The organism is Streptomyces sp. NPDC088387, from assembly GCF_044753385.1.
GTDB lineage: Bacteria > Actinomycetota > Actinomycetes > Streptomycetales > Streptomycetaceae > Streptomyces.
In genome coordinates this window covers 1,003,156-1,020,537 of record NZ_JBIVNC010000001.1, presented here as the reverse complement: position 1 = coordinate 1,020,537, position 17,382 = coordinate 1,003,156, and the positions used below count along the sequence as shown (strand labels likewise).

Sequence of the window (17,382 nt, the reverse complement as noted above, 5' to 3'; positions counted from 1 at the left end):
TCCGAGACCTGTGGACGATGCGAACGGGGGACGGCACGGGGATGGCGCTGCGCGACTCTGATCCGGCGGAGGTCGGGGGCTACCGGATCGAGGACCGGCTGGGCTCCGGTGGCATGGGCGTGGTCTATCTCGCACGCTCCGCCTCCGGGCGCCGCCTCGCCGTGAAGGTCGTACACGACCAGTACGCGGGCGACGACGAGTTCCGGGCGCGGTTCCGCCGTGAGCTGGCCGCCGCGCGCCGGGTCAGCGGCGCGTTCACCGCGCCGGTGGTCGACGCCGACGCCGACGCCTCCCGCCCCTGGATGGCCACCCTCTACATCCCCGGCGAGACGCTCGGCTCCCACGTCCGCCGCCACGGCCCGCTCGCCCTCCCCGAACTGCGCGAACTGGCCGCCGGCCTCGCCGAGGCGCTGCGCGACATCCACCGCGCGGGAGTGGTCCACCGCGACCTCAAGCCCGCCAACGTGATGCTCGCCGACGACGGCCCCCGCGTCATCGACTTCGGCATCTCCCGCGCGGCCGAGTCCGCCGCCGACGCCCTCACGCAAACCGGCCGCGTCCTCGGCACCCCGCCCTTCATGTCCCCGGAACAGTTCTCGGCCCCCCTGGAGGTGGGCCCGGCCTCGGACGTCTTCTCGCTGGGCGCGGTCGTCACCTTCGCGGCAACGGGAAGGGGCCCCTTCGACAGCCCCAGCCCCTACGAGACGGCGGTACGGGTCGTCCAGGGCACCCCCGACCTCCTCGGGGTGCCGCAGGAGCTGCTCCACTTCATCCGCGAGTGCCTGCAACAGGACGTGAAGTCCCGCCCCACGGCCGCGGACCTGGTAGCCCTCCTGGACAGCGACGAACTCCTCCGAGCCATCACCACACCCCCACGCGCACCGACCCCCGACCGCCCCGCGACGGACCCCCGCTCCACCCGCTCCTCGGACACGGAGTGGGCGGGCGCCGGCTGGCCCGCCCGCGAAACCCCGGAGGCCGAAGCCCCACCGGCGGTAGTCCTCTCCGGCCCGCTCTCCCCCACCCCGGACGAGCCGCCCCCCACCCCCCGCCGGGGCCGCCGTCGCCGAGTCCTCCTGTCTGCCGCGGCGGTCACCGCCGTACTGGCGGCGATCGCCACCACGACCTTCGTCCTGAACCGCGACGACGGAGACAGCACCGACCGCACCACCACCACCACCGCCGCCCGGAGCGACCTGCCCAGCGGCTGGCGCCCGTGGTCGGCCACGGTGAAGGCACCCTCCGGCTCCGACGGGCCCGGCAACGGCTTCGAGAGCTGCGTCCGCGCCGCATCGTCCGTGGTCTGCGCCGGCGACGGCCTCATGGCGGCCGGGTTCGCCCTCGCCGACGGCAACCGGGAGTGGAGCCTGCCCACGGACCCGACCCCGATCAAGGACTACGACTCCGCCGACGGCGCGATCATCGGTGTCCATGGCAGCCAGGTGTACGCCGTCGGGTCCGACGCGCGCGGTACGGCGGACATCAACACCCACCACTTCACAGTCCAGGCGCTGGCGGCCGACTCCGGCAAGGTGATCTGGCGGACCGAGACCGGCGCCGGCGGCTACGCCACCCCGCCGAACGCGTCGCAGGGCGGTGCCGCCGCCGTGGCCGAGGGCGTGATCGTCTTCCGCGGCGACCAGAGTGAGTCCTACGCGCTGCTCGACGCGGAGGACGGAAAGGTCCGCTGGACCCGTCCCGTACCGCAGGGCGGGGGCGGCTGCGAGATCCGGGGGAGGGCCGGACACGCGTATCTCAGCTGTACGACCGGCCGGCAGGCCGACGGAAGCGCCCGCACCAGCGTGTCCCAGCTCGACCCGGCCACGGGAAAACCACGCTGGACCACCGACGAGGTGGACGGGTTCCTGGAGGTCGTGGGCGAGTCGAACGGACAGTTGGTGGTGACCGATCGTGTGGACGGGACCCATGTGCTCCGCAGGATCGACACCCGCACCGGCGCGGTCAGGACCCTGAACCTGTCCCAGCCCCAGTCGGCCTCGACCAACGTCCATCTGGTGCGGGGAACCCTCTACTTCACCCTGCGCAGCGGAATGGTCCGAGCCTTTTCGCCGACGACCGGCCAACTGCGCTGGGAGCGGAACTCCACCATCGAACAGCAGGGCCCGCCGGCCGCCTCGGCCACGCACGTCTACGTGGCGTCCCCCGGCGGCCGCGTCGCCGCCCTCAACGCCCGCACCGGCGCCGTCGAGGCCGCGCTTCCCGGCCGAGACGACTCGACCGACGAATACGGACTCCTCTCGGCCTCCGGCCGCCCCCTCCTCCTCGTAGGCGACGCCCTCTACATCCCCTACGGCATCCGCTCCGTCTTCACGGTGGACGTCACCAAGCTGTGAATCCGGCCTCCGTACCCACGCACAGGGGCCGGTCACACCAGCACGGTGTGACCGGCCCCTGGCCGATTGGAGCGGGCGACGGGAATCGAACCCGCGTAGCTAGTTTGGAAGACTAGTGCTCTACCATTGAGCTACGCCCGCACACGCGCACCGCAGGTCCGAGGACCGCGGCACCGGAAGCATCGTAGCGGTTCGCGGCCCCTCACCGCACACCACATTCCCGCCCCCGGACCCCACCGGCACCGCGCGCGGTAAATGCGGCGATGCGACTGCCTGCGGCCATGTACCCTACGTGTCGCACCTGACGGGGTGTGGCGCAGCTTGGTAGCGCGTCCGCTTTGGGAGCGGAAGGCCGTGGGTTCAAATCCCGCCACCCCGACCACTTACCCGATCACCTGTCGTGATCGCCTTTTGGGGCGTTCCGCGGCTGCGGTTACTATGCAAGCTGCGCGCCCGTGTGTCTCGTTCACTGAAGTCCTCGGGGCGACGAATTTGCCGGACCTGTCTGGGCCCCGGCAGAAACCAAGCAGTCAGCCACAAGGAGACCGAACCGTGAAGAGCGCCGTTGAGAACCTGAACCCGACTCGGGTTCGGCTCACTGTCGAGGTGCCCTTCGAGGAGCTCAAGGACAGCCTCGACGCGGCGTACAAGAAGATCAACCAGCAGGTCACGGTGAAGGGTTTCCGCAAGGGCAAGATCCCCGCCCGGGTCATCGACCAGCGCTTCGGCCGCGGTGCCGTGCTGGAGGAGGCCGTCAACGACGCGCTGCCGAAGTTCTACACGGAGGCCGTCAACGAGGCCGAGCTCAACGTCCTGGGCCAGCCGGACGTCGACATCACCGAGCTGAAGGACGGCGAGACGCTGAACTTCACCGCGGAGGTCGACATCCGCCCGACCATCGAGATCCCGGACTACTCCGGCATCGAGGTCGAGGTCGACGCCGTCGCGGTCAGCGACGAGGACATCGCGGAGTCCGTGGAGCAGCTCCGCGAGCGCTTCGCGTCCACGTCCCCCGTCGAGCGCGCCGCCGAGGAGGGTGACGTCGTCACCCTGGACCTGGAGGCCAAGGTCGAGGGCGAGGTGCTGGAGGACGGCATCGCCAACGGCGTCTCCTACACCATCGGCTCCGGCGAGCTCCTCGAAGGCATCGACGACGCCGTGAAGGGCCTGGAGGCCGGTGGCGAGGCCACCTTCACCTCCGAGCTCAAGGGCGGCTCGGCGGCCGGCAAGGAGGCCGAGGTGACCGTCAAGGTCAGCCAGGTCGCCGCGCGTGAACTGCCCGAGCTGGACGACGAGTTCGCACAGCTCGCCTCCGAGTTCGACACGCTGGAGGAACTGCGTGCCGACAGCCGCAAGCGGCTGGAGAACATGAAGCAGTTCGACCAGGCCACGCAGGCCCAGGAGCGCGTCCTGGAGAAGCTCCTGGAGCTGGTCGAGGTCCCCGTCCCCGAGAAGCTCCTCGACGACGAGATCAACACCCGCAAGCACAACCTGGAGCACCACCAGCTCGGTCAGATGGGCCTCACCCTCGACAAGTACCTGGAGCTCCAGGGCAAGACCGCCGAGGAGTTCGAGACCGAGACCCGCGAGGCCGCGGTCAAGGGCATCAAGACCCAGTTCGTCCTCGACGAGCTGGTCAAGCAGGAGAAGCTCAACGTCAACCAGGACGAGCTGACCGAGCACCTGATGCGCCGTGCCGCCTCCTCCGGCATGTCCCCCGACCAGTTCGCCCAGGCCGTCGTCGAGCAGGGCCAGGTGCCGCTGCTCGTCGGTGAGGTCGCCCGCGGCAAGGCCCTGGCCGTGGTGGTCGAGGCCGCGTCCGTCAAGGACACCAACGGCGAGGTCGTCGACCTGGACGACGAGGAGGAGACCGCGGCGGAGCCGGCCACGGAGGCCGCCGCCGAGGTCACCGAGGGTGACAAGACGGACGAGCCCGCCGAGGCCAAGCCCGAGGCGTAAGCCGTACGAGAGGGCCCTGGGCGCGCGAAGCGCCCGGGGCCCTCTGTCGTACGGTCCGACATCGCCCCCGCCCACCCCGCGGAGTGAACCGCCCGCCCGGCGGAGCGACTACGCCCCCGGCGAACACCCCCCTTACCGGGATTCCTCAGCAGGGCTGCCGCGTTAGGGTCCATGACATACGGCGAACGTAAGACGGCCCAACACCGTCGCAAGACGAGCAGGTGGATACGTGACGAATCTGATGCCCTCCGCCGCCGGCGAGCCTTCCATCGGTGGTGGCCTCGGCGACCAGGTCTACAACCGACTGCTCGGCGAGCGAATCATCTTCCTCGGCCAGCAGGTCGACGATGACATCGCCAACAAGATCACCGCACAGCTGCTGCTCCTTGCCGCGGACCCGGACAAGGACATCTACCTCTACATCAACAGCCCGGGCGGCTCGATCACGGCCGGCATGGCGATCTACGACACCATGCAGTTCATCAAGAACGACGTGGTGACGATCGCGATGGGCCTCGCCGCCTCGATGGGCCAGTTCCTGCTGAGCGCGGGCACCCCCGGCAAGCGCTTCGCGCTGCCGAACGCCGAGATCCTGATCCACCAGCCCTCCGCGGGTCTGGCCGGCTCGGCCTCCGACATCAAGATCCACGCCGAGCGGCTGCTGCACACCAAGCGCCGTATGGCCGAGCTCACGTCCCAGCACACGGGCCAGTCGATCGAGCAGATCACTCGCGACTCGGACCGCGACCGCTGGTTCGACGCCCTTGAGGCCAAGGAGTACGGCCTCATCGACGACGTGATCCCCACGGCCGCCGGTATGCCGGGCGGCGGCGGTACGGGTGCCTGACGGCACCCTGCGAAGCCCCAGCCGACCGCGACAGCTCCTAGGAGACAGAAAGTGAACGATTTCCCCGGCAGCGGCCCGTACGGCCGTGCGCAGGCCGAGTACACCAGCCCGCGGGCAGAGTCCCGGTACGTTCTTCCGCAGTTCGAGGAGCGCACCTCCCAGGGCTTCAAGCGCTACGACCCGTACTCGAAGCTGTTCGAGGAGCGGGTGATCTTCCTCGGCGTGCAGATCGACGACGCGTCGGCCAACGACGTGATGTCGCAGCTGCTCTGCCTGGAGTCGATGGACCCCGACCGGGACATCTCGCTCTACATCAACAGCCCCGGCGGCTCCTTCACGGCGCTCACGGCGATCTACGACACGATGCAGTTCGTCAAGCCGGACGTCCAGACGGTCTGCATGGGCCAGGCGGCCTCCGCCGCGGCCGTGCTGCTCGCCGCCGGTACGCCGGGCAAGCGCATGGCCCTGCCGAACGCGCGCGTCCTGATCCACCAGCCGTACAGCGAGACGGGCCGCGGCCAGGTCTCCGACCTGGAGATCGCGGCGAACGAGATCCTGCGGATGCGGGCCCAGCTGGAGGACATGCTGGCCAAGCACTCCACCACGGACATCGACAAGATCCGTGAGGACATCGAGCGCGACAAGATCCTCACGGCCGAGGACGCGCTGTCGTACGGGCTGATCGACCAGATCATCTCGACCCGGAAGATGAACAACGCCTCCGTCCGCTAGCACGGCCGGACCACGGCCCGAGCGAACGTGAGGGCCCACCGAGTATCGTCTGCCGCCCCTTGGCATGGTTTGCCCCGGTGCACGACAAGGTGCACGTCAAAGTGAACCGCGCCAAGGGGGGCCCGAACGGGGGGCCCGGCAAGGTACCGTCGGACATAAGGCAGCACCAGGAGCGGTTGGACCCGCAAGGGTCCATGCGCTCCCAGGCGAAGGGGAAGCACACCGTGGCACGCATCGGTGACGGCGGCGATCTGCTCAAGTGCTCGTTCTGTGGCAAGAGCCAGAAGCAGGTCAAGAAGCTCATCGCAGGCCCCGGTGTGTACATCTGCGACGAGTGCATCGATCTCTGCAACGAGATCATCGAGGAAGAACTCGCGGAGACCAGCGAGGTGCGCTGGGAGGAACTCCCCAAGCCCCGCGAGATCTACGAGTTCCTCGAGGGGTACGTCGTGGGCCAGGAGCCGGCCAAGAAGGCGCTCTCGGTCGCGGTGTACAACCACTACAAGCGCGTCCAGGCCGGGGAGAACGGCGGCGCCCAAGGCCGCGACGACGCCATCGAGTTGGCGAAGTCCAACATCCTCCTGCTGGGCCCCACGGGCTCCGGCAAGACCCTCCTCGCCCAGACCCTCGCGCGCATGCTGAACGTGCCGTTCGCCATCGCCGACGCGACCGCGCTGACGGAGGCCGGCTATGTCGGCGAGGACGTCGAGAACATCCTGCTGAAGCTGATCCAGGCGGCCGACTACGACGTCAAGAAGGCCGAGACCGGGATCATCTACATCGATGAGATCGACAAGGTCGCGCGGAAGAGTGAAAACCCCTCCATCACCCGGGACGTGAGCGGTGAGGGTGTCCAGCAGGCCCTGCTGAAGATCCTCGAGGGCACCACGGCCTCGGTTCCGCCGCAGGGCGGCCGCAAGCACCCGCACCAGGAGTTCATCCAGATCGACACGACGAACGTGCTGTTCATCGTGGGCGGCGCCTTCGCGGGCCTGGAGAAGATCATCGAGTCCCGGGCCGGCGCGAAGGGCATCGGCTTCGGCGCGACGATCCGCTCCAAGCGCGAGATGCAGTCCAAGGACCAGTTCGAGGACATCATGCCCGAGGACCTGGTCAAGTTCGGGATGATCCCGGAGTTCATCGGCCGGCTCCCCGTCATCACCTCGGTCCACAACCTGGACCGCGAGGCCCTGCTCAAGATCCTCATCGAGCCGCGCAACGCGCTCGTGAAGCAGTACGAGCGGCTCTTCGAACTCGACGGTGTGGAGCTGGACTTCGAGCGCGAGGCCCTTGAGGCCATCGCCGACCAGGCCATCCTCCGCCAGACCGGCGCGCGCGGCCTGCGCGCCATCATGGAGGAAGTCCTCCAGGCCGTCATGTACGAGGTCCCGTCCCGCAAGGACGTCGCCCGCGTCGTCATCACAGCCGACGTGGTCCTCTCGAACGTCAACCCGACCCTGATTCCCCGCGATTCACGGGGCCGCGGTTCCGGCGAGGCCAAGTCGGCCTGAGCGCCGCGCACTTGCGGGCCACGTCCGCAGTCGAACCTACGAAGGGCCCCGGTCGAGTCGACCGGGGCCCTTCGGCATGGTGCTTACGGCGTCAGGCCTTGACGCGGATCTCCGGGCGGAGCTTCGTCGTGAGGTCCACGGCGACGTCCTTCGTCACACCCTTGGTGGTGTCACCGGGGGAGACCATCGCCAGCGTGCTGTGGTCGGCCCAGGCGCAGAACCAGTCCGTCTTCGCCTTGGCGCCGGTCGTCGCGTCCGCCGGCGTGGAGGCCGCCTGACACTTCATCACGGCCCCGTCGATGTCGACGTCCACGGCGTCGCCCTCGAGCTTCGCCGAGTCGTCCTTCGCCGACTCCTTCTTGAAGTCCGCGAAGAACTTGTCCAGAACGGCCTCGGGGTCGGAGATCTCCCCGTACGCGCCGAAGAACGTGAGGCCCTTGGCCGTGGCCATTTCCTGCGGGTCGGGCATGGTGCTGGGGTCGTTCGGGTCGTAACCGCTCAGGTCCGCGGTCGAGTAGACACCGACGACACTCGTGCCGTCCTTGACGCCGCTCTTCTCCAGGTCCTTCTGGACGTCCTCCTCGCTGCCCTCGGAGAGCTCCCCGGAGGCGCGCGTGTACTCGCCCAGCACCTTCGCCGGCGTCGTCAGCTTGTGGGCGCCGTCGTCCTCCAGGCCGGCCGCGCCGCCGCCTCCGCCGATGACGAAGTACGCGCCGACGCCGATGGCCGCGACGACCGCGACCGCGCCGATGATCAGGCCCGTCTTCTTCTTGCCGCCGGCCGGGGCCGGGGGCTGGGGCATGCCGTACTGCGGCTGGCCGTACTGGGGCTGGCCGTAGGGCGGCTGCTGGCCGTACGGGGGCTGCTGCGGCGGGACGCCCGGCTGCTGCGGTGCGCCACCGGGCTGCTGCGGGTAGCCGTAACCCGGCTGCTGCTGCGGGGGCGCCGGCTGCTGGGGGTAGCCGTAGCCGGGCTGCGGAGCCTGCGGCGGCTGGCCGTAAGGACCCGGCTGGCCGTACGGACCGGGCTGCTGGGGCTGCCCGCCGTACGGGCCCGGCTGGTTGTGGCTCATTCTGGATTCCCCCTCGGAAGCTTATGTGTTCCTGACATCCTGGCTCAGGCGTCCGGAACGCAGGGCATCGGGGTCCCAGGTGTTACAGAACAAACGCGTTTCGGGACACGCCCGCGACACCTCTAAACTGAGCGGGTGACCGAGAACGCTCAGCAGCAGCCACCAGCGCCCGACACCGAACTGCCGACCCAGTACGCGCCGGCCGATGTAGAGGGCCCGCTGTACGAGCGCTGGGTGGAGCGGGGTTACTTCGAGGCGGACGCGAAGAGCGACAAGCCGCCGTACACGATCGTCATCCCGCCGCCGAACGTCACGGGCTCGCTCCACCTCGGGCACGCCTTCGAGCACACCCTCATCGACGCGTTGACGCGCCGCAAGCGTATGCAGGGCTTCGAGACGCTGTGGCAGCCCGGCATGGACCACGCCGGCATCGCCACGCAGAACGTCGTCGAGCGCGAGCTGGGCAAGGAGGGCAAGTCCCGGCACGACCTGGGCCGCGAGGCGTTCGTCGAGCGCGTCTGGCAGTGGAAGGGCGAGTCCGGCGGCCAGATCTCCGGCCAGATGCGCCGCCTCGGCGACGGCGTCGCCTGGCAGCGCGAGCGCTTCACCATGGACGAGGGCCTCTCCCAGGCCGTCCAGACCATCTTCAAGCGGCTCTACGACGACGAGCTGATCTACCGCGCCGAGCGCATCATCAACTGGTGCCCCCGCTGTCTGACCGCGATCTCGGACATCGAGGTCGAGTACCAGGACGACGACGGCGAACTGGTCTCCATGAAGTACGGCGACGGAGACGAGACCATCGTCGTCGCCACCACCCGCGCCGAGACCATGCTCGGTGACACCGCCGTCGCCGTGCACCCCGACGACGAGCGGTACAAGCACCTCGTCGGCAAGCTCATCAAGCTGCCCCTGACCGACCGTTCCATCCCGGTCGTCGCCGACGAGCACGTCGACCCCGAGTTCGGCACGGGAGCCGTCAAGGTCACCCCGGCCCACGACCCGAACGACTTCGAGATCGGCCAGCGGCACGACCTGCCGGCCATCACGATCATGGACGAGCACGCGGCCATCACCGCCCACGGCCCCTTCCAGGGCCTGGACCGCCTGGAGGCCCGCTCGGCCATCGTCGCCGCGCTGCGTGCCGAGGGCCGGATCGTCGCCGAGAAGCGGCCCTACGTTCACTCCGTCGGCCACTGCTCGCGCTGCAAGACCACGATCGAACCGCGCCTGTCCATGCAGTGGTGGGTCAAGGTCGGCCCGCTCGCGAAGGCCGCCGGTGACGCGGTCCGCGACGGCCGGGTCAGGATCCACCCGCAGGAGATGGAGAAGCGGTACTTCGACTGGGTCGACAACCTCCACGACTGGTGCATCTCACGCCAGTTGTGGTGGGGCCACCGCATCCCCGTCTGGTACGGGCCGGACGGCGAGGTCGTCTGCGTCGGCCCCGACGAGGAGGCGCCGAGCGGCGAGGGCTGGCACCAGGACACCGACGTCCTCGACACCTGGTTCTCGTCGGGCCTGTGGCCGTTCTCGACCCTCGGCTGGCCCGAACAGACCGAGTCGCTCGCGAAGTTCTACCCGAACTCCGTCCTGGTCACCGGCTACGACATCCTCTTCTTCTGGGTCGCCCGGATGATGATGTTCGGGCTGTACGCGATGGACGGCACCCCGCCGTTCCACACCATCGCGCTGCACGGCATGGTCCGTGACCAGAACGGCAAGAAGATGTCGAAGTCCTTCGGCAACGCGGTCAACCCGCTGGACTGGATGGACAAGTACGGCTCCGACGCCCTGCGCTTCACGCTGGCCCGCGGCGCCAACCCGGGCGTCGACGTCCCGATCGGCGAGGACTGGGTCCAGGGGTCCCGCAACTTCGCCAACAAGATCTGGAACGCGACGCGCTTCGCGATGATGAACGGCGCCACGATCGAGGGCCCGCTGCCGGACCGGGAGCGGATGTCGGCGACGGACCGCTGGATCCTGTCCCGCCTGAACTCCGTCGTCGCCGAGGTCGACGCGTTCTACGAGGACTTCCAGTTCGCCAAGTTGTCGGACTCCCTCTTCCACTTCGCGTGGGACGAGGTCTTCGACTGGTACGTCGAGCTGTCCAAGACCACGTTCCAGGCGGGCGGCGAGCCGGCCGAGGTCTCCAAGCGGGTCCTCGGCGAGGTCCTCGACGTCACGCTGCGGCTGCTGCACCCGGTCGTCCCGTTCGTCACGGAGACGCTGTGGACGACGCTGACCGGCGGCGAGTCGGTCGTCATCGCCGAGTGGCCGTCGGCAGTGTCCGTTCCTGGGGCTGCCGCCCCGGGCGGGTTCCGGGACGCGGTCGCCGAGCGGGAGATCGAGACGCTCCAGTCCGTGATCACCGAGGTCCGGCGCTTCCGGGCCGACCAGGGGTTGCAGCCCGGCCAGCGGGTCCCGGCCCGGTTGTCCCTGGACGGCACCGCGCTCGCGCCGCACGAGACGGCGATCCGGCAGTTGCTGCGGCTCCAGCCGGAGGGGGACGACTTCTCGGCGACGGCGACGCTGCCGGTCGGGGGGGCGACGGTGGCGCTGGACCTCTCGGGCACGATCGACGTGGCCGCCGAGCGGAAGCGGCTCGCCAAGGATCTCGCCGCCGCGGAGAAGGAGAAGGCGCAGGCGCAGGCGAAGCTGGGGAACGAGGCGTTCTTGGCCAAGGCCCCGGACAACGTGGTCGAGAAGATCCGCGGCCGCCTGTCGAAGGCGGACGAGGACATCGACCGGATCGCCGCACAGCTGGACCGCCTGCCCGCGTCATAGCCGTCCGTACGTTCCCTGCGAGCGCCCGGGGCCTCTGGTTCCCGGGCGTTTGCGCTGAGCAGGGGGCGTGGCGGCAACCCGGCGCGACGGGGTTGCCGCCGCGCCCACCCGTGCCGCCCTGCGGCACGCCTGCCCGCGGCTGGGTGGGCAGCGGGGCTTCCGCTTTCAAGGGGCGCGGGGAACTGCCCGACCAGCCACGACGGACCTGCGGCCGAACGGCGTTTTGCGGGGCACGGCCCTCGGCAGACGCCCCGGTGGACCAGCCGACCCCGGCCAGGGGCGTCGCTCTAGACTGGCCACGTGAGTGACAGCGACCCCTTCGACGACATCGTCGCCGCCGAGACCGACCGCGACCCCGACCTCGCGGTGATCGAGGCCGGCAGCCGCACCCTGCGCACACAGGGCGGCCCGCCCCAGGCCGACGTGCCCGGGCGACCGGCAGACCCCGAGGTCGACAAGGCGCTCAGGGACGTCGAGGCGGACCTCGCCACCCGCTGGGGCGAGACCAAGCTGGAACCCTCCGTGGACCGCATCGCCGCGCTCATGGACGTCCTGGGCGAGCCCCAGCGCTCGTACCCCTCGATCCACATCACCGGAACCAACGGCAAGACGTCCACGGCCCGCATGATCGAGGCCCTGCTCGGCGCCTTCGAACTGCGCACCGGGCGGTACACCTCCCCCCACGTGCAGTCGATCACCGAGCGGATCAGCATGGACGGGGCGCCGGTCTCGGCCGAGCGGTTCGTCGAGACGTACCAGGACATCAAGCCGTACATCGAGATGGTCGACGCCTCACAGGAGTACCGGCTGTCGTTCTTCGAGGTGCTGACCGGCATGGCGTACGCCGCCTTCGCGGACGCGCCCGTCGACGTCGCCGTCGTCGAGGTCGGTATGGGCGGCAGCTGGGACGCCACCAACGTCATCGACGGGGACGTCGCCGTCGTCACCCCGATCGACCTCGACCACACCGACCGCCTCGGCAACACCCCCGGTGAGATCGCCGGGGAGAAGTCCGGGATCATCAAGCAGGGCGCGACCGTGATCATGGCCCAGCAGCCGGTGGACGCCGCGCAGGTGCTGCTGAAGAAGGCCGTCGAGGTCGACGCGACGGTCGCGCGCGAGGGCCTGGAGTTCGGGGTCGTGGCGCGCCAGGTGGCCGTAGGCGGGCAGCTGGTCACGCTGCGCGGGCTCGGCGGCGAGTACGAAGAGGTGTATCTGCCGCTGCACGGCGCCCACCAGGCGCACAACGCGGCGGTGGCGCTGGCCGCGGTCGAGGCGTTCTTCGGCGTCGGCTCGCAGCACTCGGAGCCGCTGTCCATCGACACCGTGCGCAAGGCGTTCGCGACGGTGGCGTCACCGGGCCGCCTGGAGGTCGTACGCCGTTCGCCGACCGTCGTCCTGGACGCCGCGCACAATCCGGCGGGGGCGCGTGCGGTGACCGCGGCGGTCGAGGAGGCGTTCCAGTTCACCCGGCTGATCGGGGTCGTGGGCGCGAGCGCCGACAAGAACGTACGGGGGCTGCTCGAAGCCTTCGAGCCGATCTTCGCGGAGATCGTCGTCACCCAGAACTCCAGCCATCGCGCGATGGACGCCGACGAGCTGGCCGGTATCGCCGTCGAGGTGTTCGGCGAGGACCGGGTGCAGGTCGAGCCGCGGCTGCCGGACGCGCTGGAGGCGGCGATCACGCTGGCCGAGGAGGACGGCGAGTTCGCCGGCGGCGGTGTGCTCGTCACCGGGTCCGTGATCACCGTGGGCGAGGCCCGGTTGCTGCTGGGGAAGGGCTGAGGCCAGAAATGCGTACGCTCTGTTCTTCGACGCTGATCGGTGAGTTCTTCGTCATCGGCTTCGCCGGTCTGGTCGCCATGAAGGACCCGGACCTGGCCACGTCGACGGTGTGGACGGTGTGCGGGATCGCGATGTTCCTGTCGCTGGTGCTGTGCGGTCTGGTCACCCGGCCCGGCGGTGTCGCCCTCGGCTGGGGGCTCCAGGCGCTGCTCGTCGCCTCCGGGTTTGTGGTCCCGACGATGTTCTTCATGGGCGCGATGTTCGCGGCCCTGTGGTGGGCCTCGGTGCACTACGGGCGGAAGATCGACGAGGCCAGGGCGCGGTTCGCGGCGCAGGGCGAACCGTCGCCGGGGCCTTCGGCGGGCGCTGCGTAACAGGCCCTCAGAAGGGCCCTGTAGCCTCGTGCCACCGCACACCTGTAGGTATGAAGGAGTCCTCCCGTGACCCAGCGCACCCTCGTCCTCCTCAAGCCCGACGCCGTCCGTCGTGGCCTGACCGGCGAGATCATCAGCCGCATCGAGCGCAAGGCCGGCTGGCAGATCACCGCGCTGGAGCTGCGCTCGCTGGACCAGGAGACGCTGGAGCAGCACTACGGCGAGCACAAGGGCAAGCCCTTCTACGAGCCGCTGGTGGAGTTCATGTCGTCGGGTCCGGTCGTCGCGCTGATCGTCGAGGGTGAGCGGGTCGTCGAGGGTGTGCGGGCGCTGGCCGGTCCGACCGACCCGATCGCGGCCGCGCCCGGTTCGATCCGCGGCGACTTCGGTGTGATCGTGCGCGAGAACCTGATCCACGCGTCCGACTCGGAGGAGTCCGCCGAGCGCGAGGTCAAGATCTTCTTCCCGGGCCGCGCGTAACCCCGTCCGGCACCGCGTCCGGCACCCGTCCGGCACCGCGTCCGGCACTGCGCCCCTCGGCGACACGCCGTCCGCCCCCGTTGAACGGAATCGGGCGCTGCCCCGCACGCGGGCCGCGCCCGGCTCCGTACGGTCCTGGCCGGAGCCGGTGTAAGTTTCGGTAATTTTCCTGACGGGGCGTCACCCGGAACCCGCGGGCGACCCGCCACGACCGCACCTTTTCGACCGCCCTTTGGCATATGCGCGGCGATCGGGGGAACGAATGCCCCTGATGGACCGTCTCCAGAAGCGAGGCGGCGCGCCATCTGCTGACAATGGCGAAGACCCTCGCGCGGTGTTCGTGCAGGCGCGTCTACGATGGAAGCCTTCACGTCACCGCACCCACCTCGCCTACCTGAAAAGCCCTCAAGCTCCGTGGGAAGGCCAGTCGAATCCTGATGGGGAACTCAATGTCGTTCATCGGCCGTGACATGGCTGTCGACCTCGGGACCGCCAACACGCTGGTGTACGTCAGGGGTCGCGGGATCGTACTCAATGAGCCGTCCGTCGTCGCGATCAACACCAACACCGGTGGAATTCTCGCGGTCGGCGCCGAAGCGAAGAAGATGATCGGGCGCACACCGGGCAACATCGTTGCCGTACGCCCGCTGAAGGACGGCGTCATCGCCGACTTCGAGATCACCGAGCGGATGCTCCGCTACTTCATCCTGAAGATCCACAAGCGGCGGTATCTGGCTCGGCCGCGGGTCGTCGTCTGTGTGCCCTCCGGCATCACGGGCGTCGAGCGCCGCGCCGTCATCGAGGCGTCGTCCCAGGCCGGCGCCCGCCAGGTGCACATCATCGAGGAGCCCATGGCGGCCGCCATCGGCTCCGGCCTGCCGGTCCACGAGGCCACGGGCAACATGGTGGTGGACATCGGCGGCGGCACGACGGAGGTCGCGGTCATCTCGCTCGGCGGCATCGTCACCGCGCAGTCCATCCGGGTCGCGGGCGACGAGCTGGACAACGCGATCATCCAGCACATCAAGAAGGAGTACTCGCTCCTGCTGGGTGAGCGCACGGCCGAACAGATCAAGATCACGATCGGTTCTGCGTACGACCTCGACGCCGACGAGCACACCGAAATCCGCGGCCGGGACCTGGTCTCCGGACTGCCCAAGACGGTCGTCATCTCCGCCGCCGAAGTGCGCAAGGCGATCGAGGAACCGGTCAACGCGATCGTCGACGCGGTGAAGACCACGCTCGACAAGTGTCCGCCGGAGTTGTCCGGCGACATCATGGACCGCGGAATCGTTCTCACCGGCGGCGGAGCCCTGCTGCGCGGACTCGACGAACGGCTGCGCCGGGAGACCGGTATGCCGATCCACATCGCCGAGGACCCGCTGGACAGCGTGGCGCTCGGTTCCGGAAAGTGCGTCGAGGAGTTCGAGGCCCTCCAGCAGGTTCTCGACGCCCAGCCGCGCAGATGAATAACTCTTCGATTCCGCCGTACGAGACGATCTCCTCTCGTACGGCGGATCGTTGATATTGAGGCATAAGCTCCTCCGTACATATCCGCATCCATCTGCACCCACTTGCACCCATCTGCATCCACTGCATCCGCTGCACAAAACCGCACTCACCCATACCCGTAATTCCTATGAGGAAGGGCACGGCCGCCGCACGTGAGGGACACACGAGAGAGCCGGCTGCTCCTGGTGCTGCTGATCGCCATCGCGTTCGCACTGATCACGGTGGACATCCGCGGCGGGGAGGATTCACCGGTCGACGGTGCCCGGCAGACCGCGGCGACTGTCTTCGGTCCGATCGAGAACGGAGTGTCGTACGCGGTCGACCCGGTGGGCAACGCGATCGCCGCGGTCCGCGACTCCGGTGAACGGCACGACCGGCTCGCCGAGCTGGAGCGGGAGAACGCCTCCCTGAAGGCTGAGCTCGGCAGCGACGACCGCGGCCGCAGCCGCCTCGCCCAGCTCGACAAGATGCTGAAGATCGCGGGCGAGGGCCAGTACGGCATCAAGGGTGCCGAGGTCATCGCGATAGGAGCGGCCCAGGGCTTCTCCTGGACCGTCACCATCGACATCGGCGCCAACGACGGCATCAAGCGCGACATGACCGTCCTGAACGGCGACGGCCTCGTCGGACGCGTCACCACCGTCGGCCCCAACACCGCGACCGTGCTGCTCGCCAACGACCCCGACTTCACCGTCGGCACCCGAATGGAGGGCAGCGACGAACTCGGCTTCGCCTCCGGCCAGGGCGACCGCCCGCTCCGCGTCGAACTGCTCAACGGCAAGGCGGAGATCAAGAAGGGCGACCGTCTGGTCACCTTCGGCTCCCAGGCCGACAAGCCGTTCGTGCCGGGTGTGCCCGTCGGTGTGGTCTCCCGCGTCGACCCGTCCGGCGGCGACCTGACCCGGACGCTGTACGTCACGCCGTTCGTCGGCTTCAGCAAGCTCGACATCGTCGGTGTGGTCGTCGAGGCACCGAAGAAGGATCCCCGGGACACCGTGCTTCCGAAGAAGCCGAGACCCACGCCCACCCCGACGGTCACGGTCACCGTGACACCGGGTGTCGAGAACGGCGAGGCGCCCGCCGACGGCCAGTTCCAGCAAGACCAAGACCAGTAGGGGAGCTGAACTCATGCGTTTCAACAGAATCCTGCTCTCCTCCACCCTGGTCGTCGTCGCCCTGGTGATCCAGGTGAGCGTCCTCGCCCGGCTGCACCTCCCGGGCGCCGTGCCCGACCTGGTACTCCTCACGGTCCTGGGCCTCGCCCTGGTCTACGGCCATGTCGGCGGCGCCCTCGTCGGCTTCGGCGCCGGCCTGCTCACCGACCTGGCCCCGCCCGCCGACCACGCGGCCGGCCGCTACGCGCTCGTGCTGGCCGTCATCGGCTACCTCGCCGGACTGGTCAAGCCGGAGAACGGCCGGCTGAAGTCCGCGACCGGCCCGATGGCCGTGGTCGTCGTCGCCGCGATCAGCACCACTCTGCTGTACGCGGGTGTCGGCGCCCTCGTCGGCGACACCGCCGCCCGTCATGTCGGCCTGCCCAGCCTGCTGTTCACGGCCGCGCTGTACGACCTGCTGCTCGCCCCGTTCGTCGTCCCCGGCATCATGGCGCTCGCCCGCCGCGCGGAGAACGACCCGCTGGCCGAGAGCTCCTCCGCCGCGAAGAAGAGCGCCGACATCTCCTCCGGCTGGCTCTCCTCCGGCACCGGCCTGCGCATCGGCAACCAGCGCGGCGGTCTCGGCGGACTGAAGGTGAAGGCGGCGCGGGCCAGGGTGGCGCGCGCCGGACGCATCAAGGGGGTCAAGCGGCTGTGACCGCAGGGGAGTTCACCCGAACGGGCGAGCCGGGGCGGAACCGCGTCTCGCGGACCGGTCGTTCAACACTCGTACGCACACACGCCTCAGTCGTACGTCCGTCCGCGTACGCGCACTGAGAGGGGGAGACAGCCGCAGTGACCAACGCCCACCCGTC

Annotated in this window: 13 protein-coding genes and 2 tRNA genes; 13 read left to right on the top strand and 2 right to left on the bottom strand. The window is 69.4% G+C overall.

Annotated elements, in window-relative coordinates; genetic code table 11:
• The first annotated feature begins 17 nt into the window (after positions 1 to 17).
• Entirely contained in the window at positions 18 to 2,354 is a 2,337-nt protein-coding gene (locus ACIQAC_RS04595) for a protein kinase (protein ID WP_402186885.1), read from the top strand.
• 67 nt (positions 2,355 to 2,421) lie between these two features.
• Here ACIQAC_RS04595 and ACIQAC_RS04590 read toward each other — a convergent pair.
• A tRNA-Gly gene (locus tag ACIQAC_RS04590) sits at positions 2,422 to 2,495 on the bottom strand.
• Positions 2,496 to 2,659: 164 nt separating this feature from the next.
• On the opposite strand from ACIQAC_RS04590, the gene ACIQAC_RS04585 reads away from it, so the two are divergent.
• The 5 genes from ACIQAC_RS04585 (at position 2,660) to clpX (ending at position 7,403) form a co-directional block, all read left to right on the top strand.
• Positions 2,660 to 2,736 (top strand) — tRNA-Pro (locus ACIQAC_RS04585).
• Positions 2,737 to 2,906: 170 nt separating this feature from the next.
• Positions 2,907 to 4,313, top strand: a complete 1,407-nt coding sequence (gene tig, locus ACIQAC_RS04580; protein WP_402186883.1) for a trigger factor — start codon at positions 2,907 to 2,909, stop codon at positions 4,311 to 4,313.
• 241 nt (positions 4,314 to 4,554) lie between these two features.
• Positions 4,555 to 5,160: an ATP-dependent Clp protease proteolytic subunit gene (locus ACIQAC_RS04575; protein WP_402186976.1), complete on the top strand. Its 606-nt coding sequence runs from the start codon at positions 4,555 to 4,557 to the stop codon at positions 5,158 to 5,160.
• Positions 5,161 to 5,211: 51 nt separating this feature from the next.
• The gene (locus ACIQAC_RS04570; RefSeq protein ID WP_402186881.1) at positions 5,212 to 5,892 is read left to right on the top strand and encodes an ATP-dependent Clp protease proteolytic subunit; all 681 of its coding nucleotides are present in this window, start codon (positions 5,212 to 5,214) and stop codon (positions 5,890 to 5,892) included.
• A 224-nt stretch (positions 5,893 to 6,116) separates the two neighbouring features.
• On the top strand, positions 6,117 to 7,403 hold the full coding sequence (gene clpX / locus ACIQAC_RS04565) for an ATP-dependent Clp protease ATP-binding subunit ClpX (RefSeq protein WP_402186879.1): 1,287 nt from the start codon (positions 6,117 to 6,119) through the stop codon (positions 7,401 to 7,403).
• A 91-nt stretch (positions 7,404 to 7,494) separates the two neighbouring features.
• On the opposite strand, the gene ACIQAC_RS04560 is transcribed toward clpX, so the two are convergent.
• Positions 7,495 to 8,475 carry a hypothetical protein gene (locus tag ACIQAC_RS04560; protein ID WP_402186878.1) on the bottom strand — a complete coding sequence of 327 codons (981 nt, stop codon included), beginning with the start codon at positions 8,473 to 8,475 and terminating at the stop codon, positions 7,495 to 7,497.
• Between the two features lie 135 nt (positions 8,476 to 8,610).
• Between ACIQAC_RS04560 and ACIQAC_RS04555 the strand changes: the two genes are divergently transcribed.
• The 7 genes from ACIQAC_RS04555 to mreD all read left to right on the top strand — a co-directional run bounded on the left by ACIQAC_RS04555 (position 8,611) and on the right by mreD (position 17,225).
• Positions 8,611 to 11,262, top strand: a complete 2,652-nt coding sequence (locus tag ACIQAC_RS04555) for a valine--tRNA ligase (protein ID WP_402186877.1) — start codon at positions 8,611 to 8,613, stop codon at positions 11,260 to 11,262.
• 300 nt (positions 11,263 to 11,562) lie between these two features.
• Complete coding sequence (locus tag ACIQAC_RS04550; protein ID WP_402186876.1) at positions 11,563 to 13,047, top strand: bifunctional folylpolyglutamate synthase/dihydrofolate synthase; 1,485 nt, start codon at positions 11,563 to 11,565, stop codon at positions 13,045 to 13,047.
• An 8-nt stretch (positions 13,048 to 13,055) separates the two neighbouring features.
• Positions 13,056 to 13,421 (top strand): DUF4233 domain-containing protein, encoded by a 366-nt coding sequence (locus tag ACIQAC_RS04545; RefSeq protein WP_402186874.1) that lies wholly within the window; start codon positions 13,056 to 13,058, stop codon positions 13,419 to 13,421.
• Positions 13,422 to 13,487: 66 nt separating this feature from the next.
• Positions 13,488 to 13,901 (top strand): nucleoside-diphosphate kinase, encoded by a 414-nt coding sequence (gene ndk, locus ACIQAC_RS04540; RefSeq protein ID WP_402186873.1) that lies wholly within the window; start codon positions 13,488 to 13,490, stop codon positions 13,899 to 13,901.
• 449 nt (positions 13,902 to 14,350) lie between these two features.
• Positions 14,351 to 15,370, top strand: coding sequence for a rod shape-determining protein (locus ACIQAC_RS04535; protein ID WP_004931372.1), 1,020 nt, complete (start codon positions 14,351 to 14,353; stop codon positions 15,368 to 15,370).
• Between the two features lie 195 nt (positions 15,371 to 15,565).
• Complete coding sequence (mreC, locus tag ACIQAC_RS04530) at positions 15,566 to 16,528, top strand: rod shape-determining protein MreC (RefSeq protein ID WP_402186871.1); 963 nt, start codon at positions 15,566 to 15,568, stop codon at positions 16,526 to 16,528.
• A 13-nt stretch (positions 16,529 to 16,541) separates the two neighbouring features.
• Positions 16,542 to 17,225, top strand: coding sequence for a rod shape-determining protein MreD (mreD, locus tag ACIQAC_RS04525; RefSeq protein WP_402186870.1), 684 nt, complete (start codon positions 16,542 to 16,544; stop codon positions 17,223 to 17,225).
• The last annotated feature ends 157 nt before the right edge of the window (positions 17,226 to 17,382 follow it).